Origin of the sequence: Rhodococcoides kyotonense (assembly GCF_900188125.1) — a bacterium.
Classification (GTDB): Bacteria; Actinomycetota; Actinomycetes; order Mycobacteriales; family Mycobacteriaceae; genus Rhodococcoides; species Rhodococcoides kyotonense.
Genome location: NZ_FZOW01000009.1, coordinates 85,292 through 107,191 on the forward strand (window position 1 = coordinate 85,292; position 21,900 = coordinate 107,191).

Here is a 21,900-nt window from a genome sequence, read left to right on the forward strand (position 1 = left end):
AGCTAGGAGTCGACATGACCGCGAACAGCGATAGCGAAAGCCAGGTAGTCACCTACGAGACGCGCGGCCACGTGGCCGTCGTGTCGATGAATCGACCCGAGTACCGCAACGCGCAGAACTCGGCGATGACGTACGCCTTGGACCGCGCGTTCACGACAGCCGTCGAGGACGACGATGTGAAGGTGATCGTTCTGGCCGGCAACGGAACCCACTTCTCGGCCGGTCACGACATCGGCACACCCGGACGTGATGTGGACGCCCAGTACGAGAACAGAGCCGTCCTGTGGTGGGATCACGTGCGCAAGACCGGCGGAGATCAGCGTTTCGCACGCGAGATGGAGGTCTATCTCGGAATGTGCCGTCGGTGGCGCGAGATTCCGAAGCCCACCATCGCCGCGGTTCAGGGTGCATGCATCGCGGGCGGGCTCATGTTGTCGTGGGTATGCGACATCATCGTCGCGAGCGACGACGCGTTCTTCTCCGATCCCGTCGTGAGAATGGGCATCCCGGGGGTCGAGTACTTCGCGCATCCGTGGGTTCTCGGTCCACGCCGCGCCAAGGAAGTTCTGTTCACCGGCGAGCGATTCACAGCCCAGCAGGCACTCGACTGGGGCATGGTCAACCGGGTCGTACCGCGGGCCGACCTCCACGGCACTGCACTCGACCTCGCCGAACAGATCGCGACGATGCCCGGTTTCGGCCTCGCCCTGACGAAGAAGGCCGTCAATCAGTGCGAGGACCTCATGGGAATGAGATCCGGCATGGATTCGGTGTTCGGCCTGCACCATTTCGCCCATTCTCACAACGCCGAGGTGAGCACCGACTCGCTTTCGGGCATGGATGCTCGCTCGATGAAGACGTCGGCATCGGCCGGCGAAAGGACGTGAGTGCTGCCCATGGATCTCGATTTCGATTCCGCCACGGTCGCTTTCCGCACCGAAGCGCGTGAGTTTCTCCGCGACGCCGTACCCGACAAGCCGTTGCCATCGATGGATACCGCAGAGGGATTCGGCGCTCATCGGGAGTGGGAGAAAGTCCTTGCCCGGCAGCGGTATTCGGCCGTCAGCTGGCCTCGGGAGTTCGGCGGTCGTGACGCGTCGTTACTCGACTGGGTGGTGTTCGAGGAGGAGTACTACGCCGCGGGAGCTCCGGGACGGGTGAGCCAGAACGGCATCTTCCTGCTTGCGCCGACGTTGTTCGAACACGGAACCGACGAGCAGCTCCAGCGCATCCTGCCGCGTATGGCCGTCGCCGACGACATCTGGGCGCAGGCGTGGTCGGAGCCGGAGGCGGGCAGCGATCTGGCCGGGATCCGTTCTACAGCACGACAAGTCGACGGGGGCTGGCTATTGCGAGGCCAGAAGACGTGGAGCTCGCGGGCCGCTTTTGCTGATCGCGCATTCGGACTGTTTCGTTCGGATCCGTCTGCCGAGCGGCACCGCGGGCTGACGTACTTCATGTTCTCGCTGTCTGCCGACGGTGTCACCGTGCGGCCGATCCCGCAACTCGACGGCGAGCCGGGTTTCGCGGAGATCTTTCTCGACGACGTCTTCGTCCCCGACAACGACGTCATCGGCGGAATCGGCGACGGCTGGAGAGTTGCGCTGAGCACGTCGAGCAACGAACGAGGCATGTCCCTACGTAGCCCCGGTCGTTTCGTCGCGGCCGCCGACAGGCTCGTGCGCTTGTTCGGGGACACGGCAGACCACTCCGACACCGCACTGGCCGATCGCGTCGTCGATGCCTGGATCGGAGCTCAGGCCTACCGACTGCACACGTTCGGGACGGTCACCAGACTGACCGAAGGCGGGAGCCTCGGCGCGGAATCGTCGCTCACCAAGGTGTTCTGGTCCGAGCTCGACATTTCGTTGCACGAGACCGCACTCGACATCCTCGGCGCCGACGCAGCACGCCGTAGCCCCTGGTCCGACGGCTACCTCTTCGCACTCGCGGGTCCGATCTACGCGGGTACCAACGAGATTCAGCGAGGAGTCATCGCCGAACGACTGTTGGGCCTGCCGAAGGCGGACCGATGAGATTCGCTCTGGACACTCACCGTCTCGATTTCGCTGCGAGTATCGATGCGATGCTGGGCGCCGCCGACGTTCCACGTATCAGCCGTTCCCTTGCTGCAGGAGACATCGGCCCGGTTCGCGCGCTGTTTCGGTCCTTGGCCGACCTCGGTGTCACCGGGCTGACGATCGATGCAGAGCACGACGGGATCGGCGCCGAGCCTCTCGACGTGGTGGTCGCATTGGAGCGACTCGGTCGCTGGGCGGTGCCGGGGCCTGTCGTCGAATCGCTCGTCGCAGTGCCTGTGCTGTTGTCGAATCTCGATCCGACGGACCGAGCGCGACGGGACACCTGGCTCACCGGCCTCGCAACGGGTGACGCGGTCGCGTCGGCGACGGTCGGGTCGGTCGTCCCTCGCGCTCCCGATCCCGAGGTCGCCGATCTCCTTCTGCTGGTCGACGACTACTCCGTGTCGACCGGATCGGTTGTCTTCGTGCATGATTCGGTGGATCCGTCGCGCCGATTGGGAGACCTCGTCGCCGTCGATCCGGTGTCCGCGGGCGACACGCGCCCTGTCGTCGACGTGGTGTCCACATACGCGTCGCTGGCGTGCGCCGCCCAACTGCTCGGCGCCGGTCGCGCTCTACTCGACACCACGGCCGAGTACGCCCGATCCCGACGCCAATTCGGTCGATCGATCGGCACGTTCCAGGCTGTCAAGCACGCATTGGCCGACGTGTCGATCGGGCTGGAGATGGCTCGGCCACTGCTCTGGGGTGCCGCGCTGTCGCTTGCTGCCGACTCTCCTGATGCCCGACGCGATGTGTCCGCCGCCAAGGTCGCATGCGGGGACGCCGCATATCGGGCGAGCCGAACGGCGCTGCAGATCCACGGCGCCATCGGGTACACGCGTGAATACGATGTGTCGCTGTGGATCGCGAAGGTGCAGGCTCTGCGGTCCGCGTGGGGAACCGGAGCGCAGCATCGCAGGATCGTCCTGGAGGCACTGTGAACGTGCTGACGGAGGATCAGGTGATGCTCGCGGAGTCGATGCGCGCAGTGTTGACCAAGAAGTCGGACGTTCGTGCCGCGATGGAGTCGCCGGACCGATACGACCGCAGCCTGTGGACGTACCTGTGTGAGCAGATCGGGGTGGGCGGGCTGACGATCACCGAGGATCACGGGGGTTCGGCCGGCTCACTGACGGACGCGGCGGTCGTCGCCGAAGAGATGGGGAGGATGCTCGTTCCGTCTCCCCTGCTCGGATCATCCGGTCTCGCAGCCACTCTCGTCGCAGCGACCACCGATGCCGATGCGCAGGCGCGTCTGCTGCCCGCGATCGCCGACGGCACGACCATCGTGTCGGTCTGTATCGCCGACGACCGTGGCAGTTGGGTCGGAGGTTCCGTCGGCGTGCGTGCCCAGGAGGGCGACGGTTGGTCGCTGACCGGGTCCTCTCATTACGTTCTCGACGCTGCGGCGGCGGACACGTTCGTCGTGGCGGCGACCACGGATGCCGGCGTCGCACTGTTCGAGCTTGGTGCGCACGCGCCCGGTGTCGCGGTGACCGACGGCGGAACCATGGATCCGACGCGTCCGCTCTACGTCGTCACGTTCGAGGCGGCATCCGCCAGGCACGTCGCGTGTGACGATCCGAGTACAGCGCTGCAGCGAGCGACGACGTGGGCGACGGTCCTGCTCGCTGCCGAACAGGTCGGTGCAGCGGCGCGATGTCTCGACCTCACCGTCGACTACACCCTGTCGCGCTCACAATTCGGCCGGCCATTGGCGAGCTTTCAGGCGCTCGCACATCGCATGGCAGACCTGCACGTGTTGGTTCGATCGGCCAGAGCGGCAGCGTTTTCCGCCGCCGAGGCTGTCGCGAGGTCCGGCGACGGCGTCGCTGAAGCGTCGATCGCGAAAGTATGGTGCTCCGACGCGTTCACCGCGGTCGCCGCAGAGTGCGTGCAGCTGCACGGCGGGATGGCCATCACGTGGGAGCACGACATGCAGTTGTATTTCAAGCGTGCACATTCGAGCGCGTATCTGTTCGGTTCTCCCCGCGAACACGTAGCGAGCCTCGCGGAGTCCGCCGGACTCGTCGGAGGTCTGCCCCCAAGCTAACGCTCGGGCAGGGAAAGTGGATAATTCGTCTCATGGCTGCGTCACCCAGAACATCTCGAACCACGTCGGCAACGGGAAGCCGGAGAAGTGGTCGGTCGAGCGATCAGGCTGCTCAGGGCTCTCAGCGGCGCCAAGCACTCGTCGAGATCGCCGCCGAACTGTTCGCCGAGCGCGGCTTCAGGTCCACGACGGTGCGCGAAATCGGTGACGCCGCAGGTGTTCTGTCCGGCAGCCTGTACCACCATTTCGACTCCAAAGAGACGATCATCGACGAGATCCTGACGAGCTACCTCGACAACCTCATGGAGACGTATCGCGACATCGTTGCGCGCGAGGAAGATCCGACGTCGACGCTCCGGCAGTTGATCGTCGCTGCATTCGTCTCCCTCGGTCCGCATCGAGCTGCCATCACGGTCATTCAGAACGAGCGAAACTATCTGTCCCAGTTCCCGCGGTTCGCGTACCTCACGAAGGCGGAGACCGATGTCCGACGAATCTGGGTCAAGGTGATTCAGGACGGAATCGCCGACGGGGTTTTCCGGGACGATCTGGATCCCATCATCGCGTACCGGTTCTTGCGAGATTCGGTATGGGTGGCCGTCCGATGGTTCACGCCGTCGGGCAAGCTGTCCGCCGAACAGCTTGCCGATCAGTATCTTCGATTGGTGCTGGAAGGACTGCAGGCAGGCCGACAGCGCTGAACTACCGGTCGGACGACGCCAAGTCGAACTGTTCTTGCCTCGGATGCACCACGATCGTCCGGCGGCTGGGGCGTCGGCACACTGCCATCGTCTGCTCCCACCACGACTGCACCGAATTCGACTCCTGCATGGACCTGCTGTTCTCCACCGATTCCTCCACGTCGACGTGCCTGAAGGCCCTGTACCCCAACAGGCCGGTGTTCAACCTCGACGTGGCGTCGCCGCCCGAAGAGGTATGACGTCAGACCCGATGCATATGGTCGGCGATCTTGCCAACCGCCGACGCCTTGGCAGGATGTACGGAAAGGCGCCTCGCCGTCGGCGACGCTGCAGAATTTCCACGAAAGGCGTGATACGTGCACGGCCACGAAGTTTTCGATCTGCGCGACAAGGTCGTTCTGGTCACCGGATCGAGCAGGGGTATCGGGCGCGCGCTGGCGACGGGGTTGGCCGAGGCGGGCGCGCGTGTCGTCCTCAACGGCCGCGACGCCGACGCACTGACGACGGCTCGGGCCGAACTCGTCGCCGCGACAGGCGCCGACGTTCACGCGTACGCCTTCGACGTCACGGATTCCGCACAAGTCGCCGACGCCGCGTCGCGCATCGAGACCGAGGTCGGTCCGGTCGAGATCGTCGTCAACAACACCGGTGTCCAGCACCGCGCACCGCTCCTCGACTTCGCCGACGACGATTTCCGCAGGGTCCTCGACACGAATCTCACGAGCGCATTCTTCGTCGGACGAGAGTTCGCGTGTGCGATGGTCGAGCGCGGTCACGGCAAGATCGTCAACATCTGCTCGGTCCAGAGCGAACTGGGACGCGCGGGAATCGCCCCGTACGCGGCGAGCAAGGGCGGACTGAAGATGCTCACCCGTGGCATGTGTGCGGATCTCGCACCGCACGGCATCCAGGTCAACGCCTTGGCGCCCGGATATTTCGACACCGAACTGACGCGCGCGTTGGTCGACGACGCCGAGTTCACCGCGTGGCTCGCCGCCCGCACACCTGCGGGCCGGTGGGGCCGGACCGAGGAACTGGTCGGATCGCTGTTGTTCCTGGCGTCCTCCGCATCCGATTTCGTCAACGGGCAGATCCTGTACGTCGACGGCGGCATGACCGCCGTCGTCTGAATTCGTTCCACACCAACAGAAGTGAGAGCTACCGTGGCAACCGCACGCATACACCTCGGCCCGACGGCCGAAGCCGAACTCTCCGACGCGATCACCCGCGCGGGAGGCGTCCTCGTCCCGCTCGACGACGCCGAGGCAGTGGTGTGGACCGCTGGGCCCGACTCGTTTCCTGCCGATCTCCCCGATTCGGTTCGGTGGGTTCAGCTGTCGTCGGCAGGCGTCGAATCCTGGCTGGCGGCAGGTGTTGTCGACGAGAAGCGAACCTGGACGTCGGCGGCGGGTGCGTACGCCCGCACCGTCGCACAGCACACCATCATGCTGCTGCTCGCGGGCGTACGGCATCTGCCCGAGCAGTTGGAAGCAGACAGCTGGCGCAAGGACGAGTTCGACCCACGGGTGGGAACTCTGGACGGCGCCACGGTCGCCATCGTCGGCTGCGGCGGCATCGGTCGCGCTCTGATCCCGTTCCTGCACGCAGCAGGAGCCAAAGTTCTCGCGGTGACTCGGTCCGGCGTGCCCGTCGACGGTGCGGAACTGACTCTCCCGTCCGATCGCGTCGGCGAAGTCTGGTCACGTGCAGACCATTTCGTCATCTCCGCGCCCGCAACCACCGAAACGGCGCACCTGGTCGACGAGTCGGTGTTCGCCGCCATGAAGCCGTCGTCCTGGGTGGTCAACGTTGCCCGTGGCAGTTTGATCGACACCGACGCAGCCGTCGATGCCGTGAAGAACGGCGTGATCGGCGGCGTCGCTCTCGACGTCACCGATCCGGAGCCGCTCCCCGACCATCACCCCCTGTGGTCGCTACCGAATGCCATCGTCACGCCACATGTCGCGAACCCGGCGTCGGGACTGTCCAAGGCGCTGGCAGCGCACATCGCGCGCAACGTCGAATTGTTCTGCGCAGGAGAGGCTCTCGCGGCTCGAATCGACACGACGCGGGGTTACTGACCCCGTTCGGGTGGACGAGTGTTGGCAGCCACATAGTCCGCCAACACCGTCCGCAGCACTTCCCGCACCGCTTCCGCGGGTTTCGACAACGGCTGGTTCGCCGGCGTACCGAGGGATACCTGCACCTCGATCACCGGTTCGATCCTGCGCAGCTCCAGGCCTTGCACGTTCATCATCCTGCGGGCGACGGACAGCGGTAACACCGTGGCGCCCAAACCACTTCGGACGGCCTGCGCCATCAACGTCACCGACTCGACCTCGGCGACCACTTTCGGTTGCGCCATCGCGGATTCGAACGCCGCTCCGACTACTTTCCGAATGGTATGCATGCGCCCCGGTAGCAGCAGGGGCACTTCGAACAAATCGAGCAGCGACACGGCACTGCCGTTGTCCCCGGGAAGACCGGTGCCCGACGGCGCGACCACCATCAATTCTTCGGTCAACAGCCTCTCGAACGTCACGCCCTTGATAGGGCCTGCGTCGTACAGCAGTGCCATGTCCATGCGGCCGGTCATCATCGCCTCGCTCAGCACGCCACCGAAATTCTCGTTGATGTGCAGCAGGATGGACGGATACCGCTCGCGCACGGCATTCAACAACGGAAGCGCGATAGCTGCGACGGTGCTGTAGGGCGCAAGACCGACCGATACACCGCCCGCCAATTCCCTTCCGACGACGCTGACTTCGGCTTGCGCGCTCTCGACCTGCCGCAGAATGACCTGAGCATGACGATAGAGCGCCCTGCCGGCGTCGGTCGGTTCGACGCCTTGCTTGCTGCGGATCAACAACTGCTGGCCGAAGTGAGATTCCAGTGCGGTCATCTGCTGACTCAGTGCCGGCTGTGCGATGTGGAGGATATCGGCGGCCCGCGTGATGCTGCCTGCATCGACGATCCGAACGAACGAGTACAGCCGTCTGGTGTCCACTGCTTGAATCTTCCTCCTCGTCGGTTCAACACGAATGTTTCCTCACCGTTTCAGATGAGAAACAGCGCTGTAGCGAATTGCAGGCTTCCGACACGCCGGCGCCGTACTTCCGCAGGTGAACCAGCATAGGACTTCGCTATTACATCACTGCGAACGGGTATTAACGCTGCTTCGTCGATCCTGCGTAGCGTCCGTTCCTACGAGATGCGGCACCGGGCGTACAGCCCGCCGTCACCTGACGTTCTACTTCGAAAGGCAGGCAGCGATGGTTTCCAGAATCGACCTCGTCGCCGATCTGGGCGAGAGTTTCGGCGCCTGGACCATGGGCGAAGACGAGGCTCTGCTCGACCTGCTCACGTCGGCCAACGTCGCCTGCGGCTTCCATGCGGGCGATCCGCGCACGATGGACCTGACCGTTCGACGCTGCGTCGAACGCGGCATCGGCGTCGGCGCACATCCGAGCTTTCCCGATCTCGCCGGATTCGGTCGTCGCGCAATGGATCTGACCGCCGACGAGGTCCGCACCGACATCCTGTACCAAATCGGCGCGCTGCAGGCGTTCGCGACGGCATACGGCACGTCGGTCACGCATGTCGCTCCGCATGGACGTCTCGGCAATCTCGTTGCGACGCGGGCCGATTACGCCACCGCCGTGGTCGACGCCGTCTCTGCGCTCGATCCGAGCATGATCGTGATGGCCCAGGACGGCCTGCTTGCAGACGAGGCCCGGGCACGAGGGCTCGCCGTCGGCATCGTCGGAATCGCCGACCGCGCATACCGACCGGACGGCACTCTGGTGCCACGCAGCGAGCCCGGGGCCGTCATCACCGAGCTCGACGAGCTGGTCGCGCGCACGGTTCGCATGGTCGTCGACGGAGTTCTCGATGCGGTCGACGGCACACCGATCCCCATCCAGGCCGACACCGTTCTGCTGCATGGCGACAACGCAGGCGCGGTGGCCACGGCAGCGGCTGTTCGTGTCGCCCTCGAAGCGGCAGGCGTCGAAATTCTCCGTCTGCATCCGGACACCGTCCGACGCGAGAGCTGTCCGGCATGACGGGCCTGATCGTCACCGAGTGTGGCGACTCCGCGATTCGTGTCATGTCCTCGGCCCCGATGCCGGACGAGCGATGGTCTCAGGTGCACGCTCTGGCAAATGCGCTCGACGCCGACAGGCCTGCGGGCGTTCACGGCGCCATCGTCACTTACGATGCCGTTCTCGTCGAATTCGACTGCACGACAACAACACACGACGCCGTACGACGGTTCGTCGACACCGCCTCTCGCATCGGCGCCAGCGCCGAGACCCGCGCACCACGTTCGTTCGAGGTACCGGTCGTCTACGGCGGCGTGCACGGTCCCGATCTCGACCTCGTCGCCTCTGTGCTCGGCGTGAGTTCCGACGAGGTCGTTCGAATTCATACTTCCGCGCCGTTGACCATGCGTTGCTTCGGATCACCGGGCGGTGCACCGATGCTCGACGGGCCCGCCTTCGAATTACCCATCCCGCGTCGGACCAGTCCACGCCCGAGCGTTCCTGCCGGTGCGGTTGCGGTCGCCGGTCGCCAAGCCGTCGTATCAGCGCGCCCGGCGCCCGGCGGATGGCAGGTACTCGGGACGACACCCGTCGAGCTGGTCGACATCACCGCGAACCCGTTGTCGCCGTTCGCCCCCGGCGACACCTTCCGGTTCGTATCCATCGACGAGTCGGAATGGGACAGCTATGCCGGAGCCCTCCATGGCTGAGACCCTCATTGTCGACAAGCCCGGTATCTCCACCGTGACCGACCTCGGTCGTCGACGGGCGAGCCGCGTCGGCCAGATGACCGGCGGTGCGTCCGACCAGTACAGCGCCGAAATCGCCAACGCTCTCGTCGCGAGCGAACCGAATGCCCCGTTGTTGGAGATCACCGCACTGGACTTCGCGGTGACACCGAGTACCGACGTCGTCGTTGCCGTCACCGGCGCTCCCGCCGAGGTCCGCGTCGGCGGTGTCCCCGCCCCGCAGTGGGAACCCGTCGTCGTGAACGCGGGTGCAACGCTCTCGATCACCGGTATTCATCACGGTCTTCGTGTGTACGTGGCCGTGCACGGCGTCGTACGCGCCGACACTCTGCTGGGCAGTTGCGCGGCCGACTCCGTACTCGGATTCGGGCGGGTCCTCGCCGCCGGCGACACGATCGAGATCGACGTCGATTCCCCACCGATCCGCCATCCCCACTTCGACATTCCCGTGTTCCGCCTCGGTGCCCCACGTCCTCGCTTCGGCGACGACTGGGTCGTGCCGGTCACCGACGGGCCGGACATCGCCGATTTCGGCGAGACCGCACACCGTCTGTTCGACACGGAGTTTCGGGTGGGCGATGCCAGCAACCACATCGGGCTTCGCCTGGCTCCACCTGAGGACCAGGATCTTCCCCGACGCACCGCGACCTCGGAGATGCTGTCCCGCGGTGTGCCCATCGGGGCAGTGGAAGTCCCCGCCGGAAACGAACTGCTCGTCCTCCACCGAGGACGTGGAGTGACCGCCGGCTATCCGGTGCTCGCCGTCGTCACCACGATCGGCCTGTCACTGCTCGGCCAAGCTCGCCCCGGCCAGAAGGTTCGCTTCAGCCGGACCGACATCAGCAGCGCCGTCACCGCACATCGACGACGGCAACTCGACATCGAAGCATTGAGATCACGCGTCCAGACCGTCTACACCGCTCTGGACATCCCGATCCACGTCGGACCGGAATACACACCCAGCCCTGTACTACCCCCCTGCTCTGCACTCACACTGGAGTCAGCATGACAAACGCACTCACCCCGAACACGGCAGGCGTCACGCCTGCCGTGCCAGAGACGACCAAGATTCGCAAGGTCGTCCTTGCAGGTTGCGTCGGCATCTTCGTCGAGCTGTACGACAACGGCATCTTCGCCTTCATGGCCACGGCGTTGGCCATCGTGTTCTTCGACGTCTCCAAGTCGTCGGACGCGTTGATGCTCGTCTTCGCCGGCTACGCGATCTCGTTCTTCATCAGGCCGCTCGGCGCGGTCGTCTGCGGCATCCTCGGCGACCGCATCGGTAGGCAGAAGATGCTGGTGTTCGTCATCATGCTCATTTCGGTCGCCACCGCGGGGATCGGAATGCTGCCCACCTACCAGGCGATCGGCATCGCTGCTCCGGCGCTGTTGATCCTGTTGCGCATTCTTCAGGGATTCTCGGTCGGAGGTGAGGCAGCAGGCGCCATGACCTTCCTTGCCGAGCACGCACCCGCAGGCAAGCGCGGTCTGATCACCAGCTACGCACAGATCGCGTCGTTCCTCGCGCTGCTGACCGGCACGCTCGTCGCATTCGCCATGTCGCCGTGGCTCAACGAAGCCGCCATCGACGGAGGCGGAGTAGCGAGCTGGGCGTGGCGTGTTCCGTTCCTCGTTGCGATCCCGATGGGCGTCGCCGGCTGGTACATCCGCCGCGCGATCAGCGACACCCCGAACTTCGAGAAGCTCAAGGCCGAGGGTGGCCTGTCCCGCAACCCGCTCAAGGAAGCATTCGCGACTCCCGAACACCGCAAGGCGATGGTTCTGGCACTGTTCATCCCGCTGATGAACGGCTCCGGCTACTACGTTCTGTTTTCCTACATGCCCACGTTCCTCAAAGGCGAGAACATCGGCTTCTCCACCGGCACGGCTCTGCTCGTCACCGCAGCGTCTCTCGTGGCGATCTGCATCGCCATCCCGTTCATGGGGGCTCTCTCCGACCGCATCGGACGCAAGAAGGTCATCGCCGGAGCTGCAGCTGCCATGGCTGTCGCCGGTATCCCGTGTTACGCGTTGATCGCCACCGGCAACATCGCACTCGCCGTCCTCGGCGCCTGCATCATGGCAGTCATCTTCGCCGGCCACACCGCCGTCATCCACATCCTGATCGTGGAGTTGTTCCCCACGCGCGTTCGATACTCCGCGTACGGCCTCGGGTACAACATCTCCTCCGCATTGTTCGGTGGCACAGCGCCACTGCTGATGACCTGGCTCATCCCCCAGTTCGGCATCTACGTGCCTGCGTTCTACGCAGTGATCACCGCGATCGGCACGCTCATCGCCGTCAGCACCATCACCGACCGTGCCCACGAACCGCTCCGCGACACTCTCTGAGGATTCACACACATGCCATTCAGTGATTACCGCACTGCCCTCGTCACCGGTGCGAACACCGGTATGGGAGCCAGCGCCACCGAGCTTCTGACCAAACGTGGACTGACCGTCTACGGACTCGCCCGCAACAAGTCCAAACTCGACGACGTGGCCGAACGCACCGGAATGATCCCCCTCGCCGTCGACATCACCGACACCGACGCACTCACCGACGCCGTCGCCGGGCTCGAGATCGACATCCTGATCAACAACGCAGGCGTCTCCGCGACGGGCAACATACTCGATGCCACCGAGGAATCGGTCGACGCCATGGTCGACGTCAATCTCCGTGCCGTCCTGCATCTGTGCCGTCTGCTGCTGCCGGGAATGGTCGAACGCGACCTCGGCCACGTGGTCAACATCAGTTCCATCGCCGGGCTGTACAACTTCTACGGTCATACCGCCTATCACGCGACGAAGGCTGCCGTGCACCAGATTTCGCGGCAGCTCCGCAACGACACGAAGGGCAAGCGGATCCGAGTGACCGAGATCTGCCCCGGGCGTGTCGAGACGGAGATCTTCGGCCGCAACCTCGGCGGAACACCGGAAGCGATGAAGGAAGCCTGGGACACGTTCTACGAGGGCTTCGAGTCCATCACCACGAAGGACATCTCCGACGCCATCGAGTTCGCCATCGACGCGCCTCGGCACGTCAACATGGGTTTGATGGAAATTCTGCCTACGTTCCAGGTCCCCGGCGGCCTCGACTTCGTGCGGCGCAATGACTGACACGACGCTGGGCGTCATCGCACACGCCGCCGACGACCTGCGCGTCGAGCAAGTGCCCGTCCGCCTGCCCTCGGCCGACGAGGCTGTCGTCGAGATCGCCTTCGGCGGAATCTGCGGATCGGACCTGCACTACTGGACGCACGGTGCTGCAGGGGAATCGATCCTGAAGGCACCGATGCTTCTGGGACACGAAGTGGTCGGCACCGTCACTTCGGCTGCGGCGGACGGTAGCGGGCCGGTAGCCGGCACGCGCGTCGCGGTTCATCCGGCGACGCCCGCAGCAGGCGAGGCCCGCTACCCCGAGGATCGGCCGAACCTGTCTCCCGGCTGTACCTACCTGGGCAGCGCCGCTCGATTTCCGCACACCGAAGGCGCGTTCGCGAAGTACTCGGTTCTGCCGAGCCGCATGCTGCGCACACTTCCCGACGGCCTGGATTTCCGAACGGCAGCGGTCGCCGAACCGGCGGCCGTCGCGTGGCACGCCGTTGCGCGGGCAGGGGACGTCGCAGGGAAGCGAGCGCTCGTCGTCGGATGCGGCCCCATCGGTGCCCTCGTCGTCGCAGTTCTCGCGCGAGCGGGCGCCGCGGACATCGTGGCCGTGGACGTCCACGAGACTCCACGGTCGATCGCGCGATCGGCGGGCGCCACCAGCACCCTCGACGCCACCGACTCCGAATCGATTGCCGCGGCCGATGCCGACGTCGTCATCGAATGTTCCGGCAATCGATTCGGACTGGAATCGGCGATTCGAGGCGCCACACGCGGCGGGCGCATCGTCATGCTGGGGCTGTTGTCGACAGGAATGCAGCCGGCTCCACTGTCTCTCGTCATCACTCGCGAGCTCGAACTCGTCGGTTCGTTCCGGTTCAACAGCGAGATCGACGACGTCCTCACCGCGCTCGCCGACGGTTCGCTCGACGCAAGTGCGATCGTCACTCATACGTTCCCCGTTGCCGATGCCCTGGAAGCCTTTGCAGTGGCCAAGGATTCGGCACATTCGGGCAAGGTCCTTCTCGAGTTCTGAGCGCCAGATCGGATCTGTCATCGTGGATCGCGATCACCCGAGAACGAAACAGTCTTGGGCAGCAGGAACATTCGTCACTACCGTTGTAGTCGTCACCACCACCGATCCTTCCGAGGAGATCACATGCCTTCGTCCGTTCTCGCTTCTCGCGTCACCCGCATGCGTGAATCACCGAGTGTTGCAGCGGCACAGCGAGTTCGGGAACTGAAGGCCGAGGGTCGGTCGATTCTCGACCTCACGGTCGGTGAACCGGACTTCGACACACCGAAGCACATCAAGGCGGCCGCCGTCGATGCGATGGAGTCGGGTCTCACTAAATACACTCCGGTCAACGGCATTCCGGCACTGCGTGAGGCCATCGGCAAGCGGTTGAAGCAGAAGACGGGCCTCGATTACGACGCGAGTCGCATCACCATCGGTGGTGGCGCCAAGCAAGTCATCTTCCTCGCGTTGATGGCGACCGTGGAGGCAGGCGTCGAGGTCATCGTCCCGTCGCCGTACTGGGTGTCGTACCCCGACATGGTCGAGGCGCACGACGGCACTCCGGTCGTCGTCGACTGCCCGGAGTCGGAGAACTTCCTGCTCACCCCGGACCGCCTCGAGGCTGCCATCACGCCTGCAACACGGTGGGTCATCCTGAACACGCCGTCGAACCCCACCGGGGCGATCTACAGTGCCGAGCAGCTGGCAGCGCTGGCCGAAGTGCTCGATCGCCACCCGCATGTGCACGTGCTGTCGGACGAGATCTACGACGAGATCTCCTATCTCGACGCGCCGACTCCGAATCTGTTGGCGATCGCACCTCACCTGCAGGACAGGGTTTTTCTCACCAATGGCGTCTCGAAGGCGTACGCGATGACCGGGTGGCGACTGGGCTACGGCGTCGGCAGCCCCGAGATCGTCGGCGCCGTCAACAAGCTGCAGTCACAATCGTCGTCGTGCCCGTCGTCGATCAGTCAGGCCGCCGCAGCCGAGGCGCTGACGGGTGACCAGAGCTTCGTCACCGAATCGGTCGCCAGCTACCGCCACCGGCGAGACGTGACCTTCGCATTGCTCGACGCCATCGACGGTCTGGACCCGGTGCTCCCCCAGGGCGCGTTCTACCTGTTCGTCGGCTGCTCCGCACTGATCGGCGCCCGCACGCCCGACGGCGCAGTGCTCGGTAGCGATCAGGACGTCGTGCTCTACCTCCTCGATCACGCCTCGGTCGCCACGATTCAAGGTTCCGCCTACGGGGCCGACGGATACTTCCGCGTCTCGTTCGCCACGTCCGAAGACGTTCTGCGGGCCGCAGCAGCCAGCATCTCCGCAGCCGTCGCCTCACTCACCCGATAAGCACTCCCCCGATAAGGAAGTCTCATGGTTCACGTCACCACCAAGATCGAGCGTCCGGCGAAGGAACTCGTCGAGGAACTCGGTACTTTTTCCGCCGCGACCATCCATGAAGCGCAAGGTCGTTCGGGCGCACTCGATTCCGGGATCAAGCCCATCGATCGCGACATGTCGTTCTGCGGCACCGCGTTCACCGTTGTGTGTCATCCTCGCGACAACATCATGCTGCAGGTTGCAATCAGTTACGCACAACCCGGTGACGTGCTGATCGTGTCGTCCGGTGACCAACCTGCGGGTCAGTTCGGCGACGTTCTCGCCAATGCCTGTGTGGCGCGGGGCATCACGGCACTCGTGACCGACGGTGGAGTGCGCGACTCGCGAGAGATTCGCGATCTCGGTTTCCCGGTGTTCAGCAAGCACGTGTGCATTCAGGGAACCGTCAAGGAATCTCTCGGACCGATCAACCAGCCGCTCGTGTTCGGTGGTCAGTTGATCTACCCGGGAGATGTCATCAAGGGCGATTGCGACGGCGTCGTGTTGACGCGGCGTGAGGAAGTCCGTGCAGCGATCGACGCGTGCCGCGAGCGCGATGCCGCGGAGGCGGAGTACATCGAACGCTACAAGCGCGGTGAGACACCGATCCAGGTCAGCAACCTCGCCGCCGTGCTCGAGGCCAAAGGGCTGACGGTCGACGTCTAGCGGGTGGTGGGGCTATGGGGTCACGATCGCGAAGTCGGGGTCGGGAGCATCGACGAATCCGACGAGTTCCCGTAGCTTGCCTATGTCCCCGGCAACGGTCACATCGCCGTCGCGCACCATCTGTTCGAGATCCGCGCCGGCCAGCAAGATCTTGCGGAGGTCGCTGTCGCTCAACTCGAGCGTCGCATCGGCCTGCGCGGGCGCGGCCCCGTCGACCTCGTAGTGCACGAGCACTCCGTTTCCGAGTTGTGTGCGGTAGGTCGTCGCAGCGCCCAGTCGCCAGTCGATCGTGATGTCGGTCGACCAGGCGCGCGGCCCGTCGATGCGCAATGCGATGGCGTCGAACAGTTGCTCGACGGTCAATGCGGCCGCGATGTCCTGTGATGCGGTGCCTACCGGGGTGCCGATGGCCCCGTTGCGAAGTTCGTAGGCTCCCATCAGGAATGCGTTTCTCCACGTGCCGTTCTCGGCACCGAACCCCAACTGTTCGAGGGTATCGGCCTGAAGCGCGATCGCTGCCTCGTTGTTCGGTTCGGCGAAGATCACGTAGTTCAGGACCTGCGCGGCCCAGCGAAAGTCACTTTCCTCGTACGACTTTCGAGCCTTCTCGACGACGGCCTCGGATCCGCCCATGAACTCGACGTGCCTCTTGGCCGATTCGACAGGAGTGTGCTCCCACAGAGTTGCGGGATTGCCGTCATACCATCCCATGTAGCGCTGATAGATCGCCTTGACGTTGTGACTGACCGATCCGTAGTAGCCGTGCGCATGCCAGGCAGCCGCGAGGTTCGGCGGCAATTGGAGTGCCTCGGCGATCTCGATCCCGGTGAGTCCCTTGTTCATTCCCCGCAGCGTCTGATCGTGCAAGTATCCGTAGAGGTCGCGCTGTTGTGACAGGAAAGTGGTCAACGTGTCGGTCCCCCACGTGGGCCAGTGGTGAGAGGCGAACAGGACATCGGACCGGTCTGCGTACCGCCGAATCGATTCGGTCAGATATTTCGCCCACACGTGTGGATCACGCACCAACGCGCCGCGCAGTGTGAGCAGATTGTGCAATGTGTGCGTGGCGTTTTCGGCCATACAGAGTGCGCGCCGATCCGGAAAGAAGAAATTCATCTCCGACGGCGCCTCGGTCCCGGGTGTCATCTGGAACTCGATGCGAATGCCGTCGACGACCTCGGTCTGGCCGGTGTGGTCGACGTATGTCGTCGGGGGAATCAAGGTGAGCGTTCCGGTCGACGTCGTCTGGCCGAGGCCCGCGCCCACAGCTCCCCTGGGTCCTCTCGGCAATGCTGCGCCGTACATGTACGCAGCGCGACGACCCATCGCCGTTCCCGCGTACACGTTCTCGGACACGGCGTGCTCGACGAATCCTGCCGGTGCGATCACCGGGCAGCGACCTGCGTCGACGTCCTCCGAAGTGGTGACGCCTTTCGCGCCACCGAAGTGATCGACATGGCTGTGCGAGTAGATCAGCCCTGTCACCGGGCGGTCACCACGGTGTTCGCGATACAGGGCAAGACCTGCGGCGGCGGTCTCCGCCGAAATCAAGGGGTCGACGACCACAATCCCGGTATCGCCCTCGATCAGCGTCATGTTGGACAGATCCAGACCGCGGATCTGATAGATCCCATCCGTGACCTCGTAGAGGCCCTGCCGTGCGCACAGCCGCGACTGTCGCCACAGGCTGGGATCGACCGTATCCGGACAGTCACTGTCCAGGAACGAGAAGTCGCTGTCCCACACCAACTCTCCCGACGCATCTCGCACCACGCCCGGTTCGAGGGCTGCGATGAATCCACGATCCGCATCCTCGAAATCTTGATCGGCTTTCTCGCGCTGCTGTTCCCGAGTCATGGAGCCCCTTCCGCGACCTCTCGCTGCTAGACCTTCTCAGAGAAGGAGCGCCGCGGCTTCACCCGACGGGGGTGATTCGGGGCCCACGAGCTAGAAGTCTCTGGCCAGGCTCGAGAGAGCGGAATCCTCCACGCTGCACGGTGCGCGCAGTGATGTCACGGTCGCCCAGTTCCGCGCGATCAGTCCGGCATCGCTGTCGTCGTCGCTCTCTGCGACGATCTCGTCGAACCGCACGGTGACGAAGTCGTCCCCTCGATCTCCCACCTCGGCCTGTACGGCACCGAATTGGGCCAGCGGAGCCGTGGCGATCCCGTGGAGCGACGCGAGCGGGACATCGGGAACGTTGACATTGAGCACCGATTCGCTCGTGCCGTGCGCGATCAACCACTGCAGGGCTTCGCGCGTCACAGCCCCCGCGGTATCCCAGTTCTGGGGATCTGTCGTGGCCAGTGATACCGCCATCGACACCAACCCGTGCGTCGACGCGGTCAGCGCGGCACCGACGGTCCCCGAATGCAGTACTGCCGCACCGGTGTTCGGTCCATGGTTGATCCCCGACAGCAGAATGTCCGGTGGCTCTCCGAACGCTCCCCGGGTGGAGACGAACGCGATCAGTGCAGGCGACGCTTCCACCGCATAGACGGGCACATCGGTGAGACCGTCGATGGAACGGCTCGTGACTACCAGACGGGAGTCCGCGCCCATCCCCGTCAGCGACGCGCCTGCACCGCTGCGCTCCTCGTGCGGCGCAGCGACGACGACGTCGAGACCCGCGTCGACGGCGATGCGTGTGAGCAGCGCGATCCCGTCACTGAAGACGCCGTCGTCGTTGGTGACGAGTGCTCTCACGATGCCGATCCGAACGCTCGTACCTCGACTGCGTCGGTCAGGCGCATCACCAGATCGTGCTGGCCGCTCCCGAGCCCACGTCGTGTCACGTTGGCGCTGCCTGCACCCCCTCCGAGTTGCAGAGCATCGGTCATCGATTTCCCTGTGGCCAATCCGGTCGCGATGCCTGCGCTCATCGAGTCGCCCGCCCCGTGGTGGTCGACCTGACTCAGGTCGGGAGTGACGATCTCCAGCACTTCGTCGTCGACCAGGGCCAACGCAGGTTCTGCAGCGCGGGAGATCACTACCACCTCGGCGCCGTCGTCACGCAACGCACGCATCGCCTCGATGAGGTCCTTCGGATCGTCCGACGCGGCTTTCCCGTCCTCGATCAGATCCTCGTGGCTTACCTTCAACACCGTCAGCCCACCTTCGAGCGCAGCCGTCATCGTGGGGCCGGACAGATCGGCGACGACGGGAACTCCGAGGGCCCTCAGATCGGCGGTCAGGCGCCTGTAGACATCGGGAGGAACGACGTTCCCGGAATGGGGGCCGCCGAGAATTGCGATGTCGCTGTTGCTGCCGACGGCCAAGGACTTCCCGAACAGATCGTCGAGAGCGTGCCGCGCGAGAGGGGGTGGATCCACGGTCGCGATCTCCGTGCGTTCGCCGTCGCGTCGATCGTGAACGTAGGATCCGCTCTCCTGTCCGATGTCGACCGACTCGACCGTGACACCCTCTCGTCGAATGAGATCGCGGAGCACGCCCCCTACTTCACCGCCGAACACACCGCACAAGGTCACGTCCAAGCCGAGAATCGACGCCATCCGCGCAATCCAGTGGCCTTGGCCCCCGGCATGCACGTGCAGTTCCGTCGCACCGCTCGGCGCGGTATCGAGTGTGACGGTCAACAGTGGTGACGGTGCGAACACGAACGCGGTCGGCTTTCTTCGAGTGTCTGACACGGCGGCGGAATGCCCGCTCGTCCGGACAACCAAACGGACTCTTCGGACATGAAACGCACTGTCGATGTTTGGTGTCGCGGCCCATCGGCAACACTTCGTCAGCGTCACTTCCTCGACGCATCTTCGGCGAAAGGCTTCCGCGCGTGCACTTCGACATCGTCGTCATCGGCGCAGGTTCGGGAAACATGATCGCCGACAGTCGTTTTGCCGACAAGTCGGTTGCCATCGTCGAAGAAGCATCGTTCGGGGGGACATGCCTGAATGTCGGGTGCATACCGTCGAAGATGTACGCCCACACGGCCGATCTCGTCGATGCGGTCTCCGACGCGCCCCGTTTCGGCATTCCCGCGGATGGCGCGGTGTCCGCGAACTGGGTACAGGTCCGCGACCGAATTTTCGACCAGCTGGACCGCGATGCTCGCGACGCCCGTCGTGGGCGGGAGGACACACCGAACATCACGGTGCTCACCGGGACGGCGGCCTTCGTCGCGCCGAAGTCGTTGACCGTCACGAGCGGAGACGGGTCCACTACCGACATCAGCGGCGATCGAATCGTGGTCGCCGCAGGAAGCCGCCCCGTGGTTCCCGACGCGTTGTCCCAGGCCGGGATCGATTGTCACACATCGGACTCCATCATGCGTGTCGATGCAGCTCCCCGAAGGCTCGCAGTTCTGGGCGGCGGATACATCGGGGTCGAGTTCGCACACGTCTTCCGTAGCTTCGGTAGCTCGGTCACCGTCATCGAACCGTCGGACACTCTGTTGTCCGGTCACGACCACACCATCACGACGACGTTCACGAACACCGTTGCGTCGCACTACGATCTGCGGCTTCGGAATTCCGTGACCGATGCACACAGAGCGGACGACGGGATCGTGTTGTCGTTGGACGACGGAAGCACCGTGACGGTGGACATGGTGTTGGCTGCGACAGGGAGGACGCCGAACAGCGATCGTCTCGCATGTGCGGCAGCAGGGATCGATCTGGACGACACAGGCCACGTCGTGATCGACGCACAGCAGAGGACGAACATCGACGGCATCTTCGCGCTCGGGGACATCTGTGCATCCGTGCCGCTCAAGCACGTCGCGAACCGCGAGGCGAAGGTCGTCGCGGACAATCTGCTCGATCCGGATCAGCCCAGCATCATGGACGACGACCTGGTGCCGTCCGCGGTGTTCACCGATCCGCAGATAGCGAGTATCGGCAAGACCGAGCAGCAGCTGAAAGACGCAGGCACTGCGTACAAGATCGGCGTGAAGAAGTATTCGGATGTCGCGTTCGGATGGGCACTGCAGGACGAGACCGGAGTGTGCAAGATCCTCGTCGACCGTGACACCGACCGGATCCTCGGAGCCCACATTCTCGGTCCGCAGGCGGCGACGTTGATCCATATCCTGTCCGTCGCAATGCAGTTCGACATTCCGGCGACCCAGCTCGCAGCGCGCCCGTTCTGGACTCACCCGACGCTTCCCGAATTGATCGAGAACACCCTGCTCGAACTCGACTGACCTTCACACGTTCACGACACCGACGAAAGGGCACCCTGTGGTCGACCAGAACAAAGCCTCCGATCCGACGAAACGATTTGCCTTACCCGACCGCGCCGGTCAACCCGAGCTCGAACATCCTGGCCTGACGCAGAACATGCTGACGGCTCCCGATCACGGCGAGGATTCGTATCGGGGATCGGGCAAGCTGGCCGGGCGCAAGGCGCTGGTCACCGGTGGGGATTCCGGTATCGGACGCGCGGTTGCTCTTGCTTTCGCGAGAGAGGGCGCCGACGTCGTCATCGCACATCTCGAAACCGAGGTCGACGACGCCCGGACCACCGTCGAGTCGATCGAGTCCGCCGGCAGAATCGGACGCGCTGTCGTATGCGACGTCACCGACGAATCACAGTGCGTGCGCCTCGTGTCGACCGCGGTCGACGTTCTGGGCGGGTTGGATATCGTCGTCAACAATGCGGCATATCAGATGGCGCAGATGGGCGGCATCGCCGACATCACCAGCGAACAGTTCGACCGCGTTCTCAAGACGAATCTCTATGCACTGTTCTGGATCTCGAAAGAGGCGGCGGCCACGATGAAAGCAGGCTCGGCGATAATCAACACGACGTCCATCCAGGCGTCGAATCCGTCGCCGGAACTTCTCGATTACGCGACTACCAAGGCCGGCATCGTCGCCTTCACCAAGGGACTGGCCGGAGATCTCGCGCAGCGCGGAATTCGGGTGAACGCGGTCGCACCAGGACCGATTTGGACTCCGTTGATACCTGCGACGATGCCGGCATCCAAGTACGAGGACTTCGGCGAGCAGGTGCCGCTCGGTAGGCCGGGGCAACCCGCCGAGCTTGCCCCCGCGTACGTGTTCCTTGCGTCCGACGACTCCAGTTACATCACCGGCGAGACGATCGCGGTTACCGGCGGGACGCCGTTCTCCTGA

General features: G+C 64.4%; 21 protein-coding genes. 17 read left to right on the forward strand and 4 right to left on the reverse strand.

Annotation, left to right across the window (positions count from 1 at the left end; translation table 11 throughout):
- The first annotated feature begins 14 nt into the window (after positions 1 to 14).
- From CHB96_RS16160 to CHB96_RS16190, 7 genes are all read left to right on the forward strand, one after another.
- Positions 15 to 887, forward strand: coding sequence for an enoyl-CoA hydratase (locus CHB96_RS16160; RefSeq protein WP_089247991.1), 873 nt, complete (start codon positions 15 to 17; stop codon positions 885 to 887).
- Between the two features lie 9 nt (positions 888 to 896).
- Entirely contained in the window at positions 897 to 2,036 is a 1,140-nt protein-coding gene (locus CHB96_RS16165; protein WP_089248319.1) for an acyl-CoA dehydrogenase family protein, read from the forward strand.
- Positions 2,033 to 3,025 (forward strand): acyl-CoA dehydrogenase family protein, encoded by a 993-nt coding sequence (locus CHB96_RS16170; RefSeq protein ID WP_089247993.1) that lies wholly within the window; start codon positions 2,033 to 2,035, stop codon positions 3,023 to 3,025. Before CHB96_RS16165 ends, CHB96_RS16170 begins: the two co-directional genes overlap by 4 nt.
- Positions 3,022 to 4,137 (forward strand): acyl-CoA dehydrogenase family protein, encoded by a 1,116-nt coding sequence (locus CHB96_RS16175; protein WP_089247995.1) that lies wholly within the window; start codon positions 3,022 to 3,024, stop codon positions 4,135 to 4,137. Before CHB96_RS16170 ends, CHB96_RS16175 begins: the two co-directional genes overlap by 4 nt.
- Positions 4,138 to 4,169: 32 nt before the next feature.
- On the forward strand, positions 4,170 to 4,838 hold the full coding sequence (locus CHB96_RS16180) for a TetR/AcrR family transcriptional regulator (protein WP_089247997.1): 669 nt from the start codon (positions 4,170 to 4,172) through the stop codon (positions 4,836 to 4,838).
- A 356-nt stretch (positions 4,839 to 5,194) separates the two neighbouring features.
- Positions 5,195 to 5,968 (forward strand): glucose 1-dehydrogenase, encoded by a 774-nt coding sequence (locus CHB96_RS16185; protein ID WP_089247999.1) that lies wholly within the window; start codon positions 5,195 to 5,197, stop codon positions 5,966 to 5,968.
- A 21-nt stretch (positions 5,969 to 5,989) separates the two neighbouring features.
- Entirely contained in the window at positions 5,990 to 6,919 is a 930-nt protein-coding gene (locus CHB96_RS16190) for a D-isomer specific 2-hydroxyacid dehydrogenase family protein (RefSeq protein ID WP_371829024.1), read from the forward strand.
- Here the strand turns inward: CHB96_RS16190 and nac are convergent.
- Positions 6,913 to 7,845, reverse strand: coding sequence for a nitrogen assimilation transcriptional regulator NAC (gene nac, locus CHB96_RS16195; RefSeq protein ID WP_176444324.1), 933 nt, complete (start codon positions 7,843 to 7,845; stop codon positions 6,913 to 6,915). The genes CHB96_RS16190 and nac overlap by 7 nt on opposite strands.
- Before the next feature lie 265 nt (positions 7,846 to 8,110).
- Here nac and CHB96_RS16200 point away from each other — a divergent pair, with 265 nt between their 5' ends.
- From CHB96_RS16200 to CHB96_RS16235, 8 genes are all read left to right on the forward strand, one after another.
- Complete coding sequence (locus tag CHB96_RS16200; protein ID WP_089248003.1) at positions 8,111 to 8,902, forward strand: LamB/YcsF family protein; 792 nt, start codon at positions 8,111 to 8,113, stop codon at positions 8,900 to 8,902.
- Positions 8,899 to 9,591 carry a 5-oxoprolinase subunit B family protein gene (locus CHB96_RS16205; protein WP_089248005.1) on the forward strand — a complete coding sequence of 231 codons (693 nt, stop codon included), beginning with the start codon at positions 8,899 to 8,901 and terminating at the stop codon, positions 9,589 to 9,591. Before CHB96_RS16200 ends, CHB96_RS16205 begins: the two co-directional genes overlap by 4 nt.
- Positions 9,584 to 10,639, forward strand: coding sequence for a 5-oxoprolinase subunit C family protein (locus CHB96_RS16210; protein ID WP_089248007.1), 1,056 nt, complete (start codon positions 9,584 to 9,586; stop codon positions 10,637 to 10,639). Before CHB96_RS16205 ends, CHB96_RS16210 begins: the two co-directional genes overlap by 8 nt.
- Positions 10,636 to 11,982, forward strand: a complete 1,347-nt coding sequence (locus CHB96_RS16215; RefSeq protein ID WP_089248009.1) for an MFS transporter — start codon at positions 10,636 to 10,638, stop codon at positions 11,980 to 11,982. Before CHB96_RS16210 ends, CHB96_RS16215 begins: the two co-directional genes overlap by 4 nt.
- 12 nt (positions 11,983 to 11,994) lie before the next feature.
- Positions 11,995 to 12,750, forward strand: a complete 756-nt coding sequence (locus CHB96_RS16220) for an SDR family oxidoreductase (RefSeq protein ID WP_089248011.1) — start codon at positions 11,995 to 11,997, stop codon at positions 12,748 to 12,750.
- A complete protein-coding gene (locus CHB96_RS16225) occupies positions 12,743 to 13,774 on the forward strand; it encodes an L-idonate 5-dehydrogenase (RefSeq protein ID WP_089248013.1) in 1,032 nt (343 codons plus the stop codon). Before CHB96_RS16220 ends, CHB96_RS16225 begins: the two co-directional genes overlap by 8 nt.
- A gap of 123 nt (positions 13,775 to 13,897) precedes the next feature.
- The gene (locus tag CHB96_RS16230) at positions 13,898 to 15,109 is read left to right on the forward strand and encodes an aspartate transaminase (RefSeq protein ID WP_089248015.1); all 1,212 of its coding nucleotides are present in this window, start codon (positions 13,898 to 13,900) and stop codon (positions 15,107 to 15,109) included.
- Between the two features lie 24 nt (positions 15,110 to 15,133).
- The gene (locus CHB96_RS16235; RefSeq protein ID WP_089248017.1) at positions 15,134 to 15,805 is read left to right on the forward strand and encodes a 4-carboxy-4-hydroxy-2-oxoadipate aldolase/oxaloacetate decarboxylase; all 672 of its coding nucleotides are present in this window, start codon (positions 15,134 to 15,136) and stop codon (positions 15,803 to 15,805) included.
- A 12-nt stretch (positions 15,806 to 15,817) separates the two neighbouring features.
- Here the strand turns inward: CHB96_RS16235 and CHB96_RS16240 are convergent, their stop codons facing one another.
- The 3 genes from CHB96_RS16240 to CHB96_RS16250 form a co-directional block, all read right to left on the reverse strand.
- Positions 15,818 to 17,662 carry an alkyl/aryl-sulfatase gene (locus tag CHB96_RS16240; RefSeq protein WP_089248019.1) on the reverse strand — a complete coding sequence of 615 codons (1,845 nt, stop codon included), beginning with the start codon at positions 17,660 to 17,662 and terminating at the stop codon, positions 15,818 to 15,820.
- Between the two features lie 90 nt (positions 17,663 to 17,752).
- A complete protein-coding gene (gene surE / locus CHB96_RS16245; RefSeq protein ID WP_089248021.1) occupies positions 17,753 to 18,511 on the reverse strand; it encodes a 5'/3'-nucleotidase SurE in 759 nt (252 codons plus the stop codon).
- A complete protein-coding gene (locus CHB96_RS16250) occupies positions 18,508 to 19,401 on the reverse strand; it encodes a 1-phosphofructokinase family hexose kinase (RefSeq protein WP_342746272.1) in 894 nt (297 codons plus the stop codon). Before CHB96_RS16250 ends, surE begins: the two co-directional genes overlap by 4 nt.
- A gap of 197 nt (positions 19,402 to 19,598) precedes the next feature.
- Between CHB96_RS16250 and CHB96_RS16255 the strand changes: the two genes are divergently transcribed.
- Both CHB96_RS16255 and CHB96_RS16260 read left to right on the forward strand, forming a co-directional pair.
- Positions 19,599 to 20,966: a mycothione reductase gene (locus tag CHB96_RS16255; RefSeq protein WP_245865770.1), complete on the forward strand. Its 1,368-nt coding sequence runs from the start codon at positions 19,599 to 19,601 to the stop codon at positions 20,964 to 20,966.
- A 37-nt stretch (positions 20,967 to 21,003) separates the two neighbouring features.
- Complete coding sequence (locus tag CHB96_RS16260) at positions 21,004 to 21,900, forward strand: SDR family oxidoreductase (RefSeq protein WP_089248023.1); 897 nt, start codon at positions 21,004 to 21,006, stop codon at positions 21,898 to 21,900.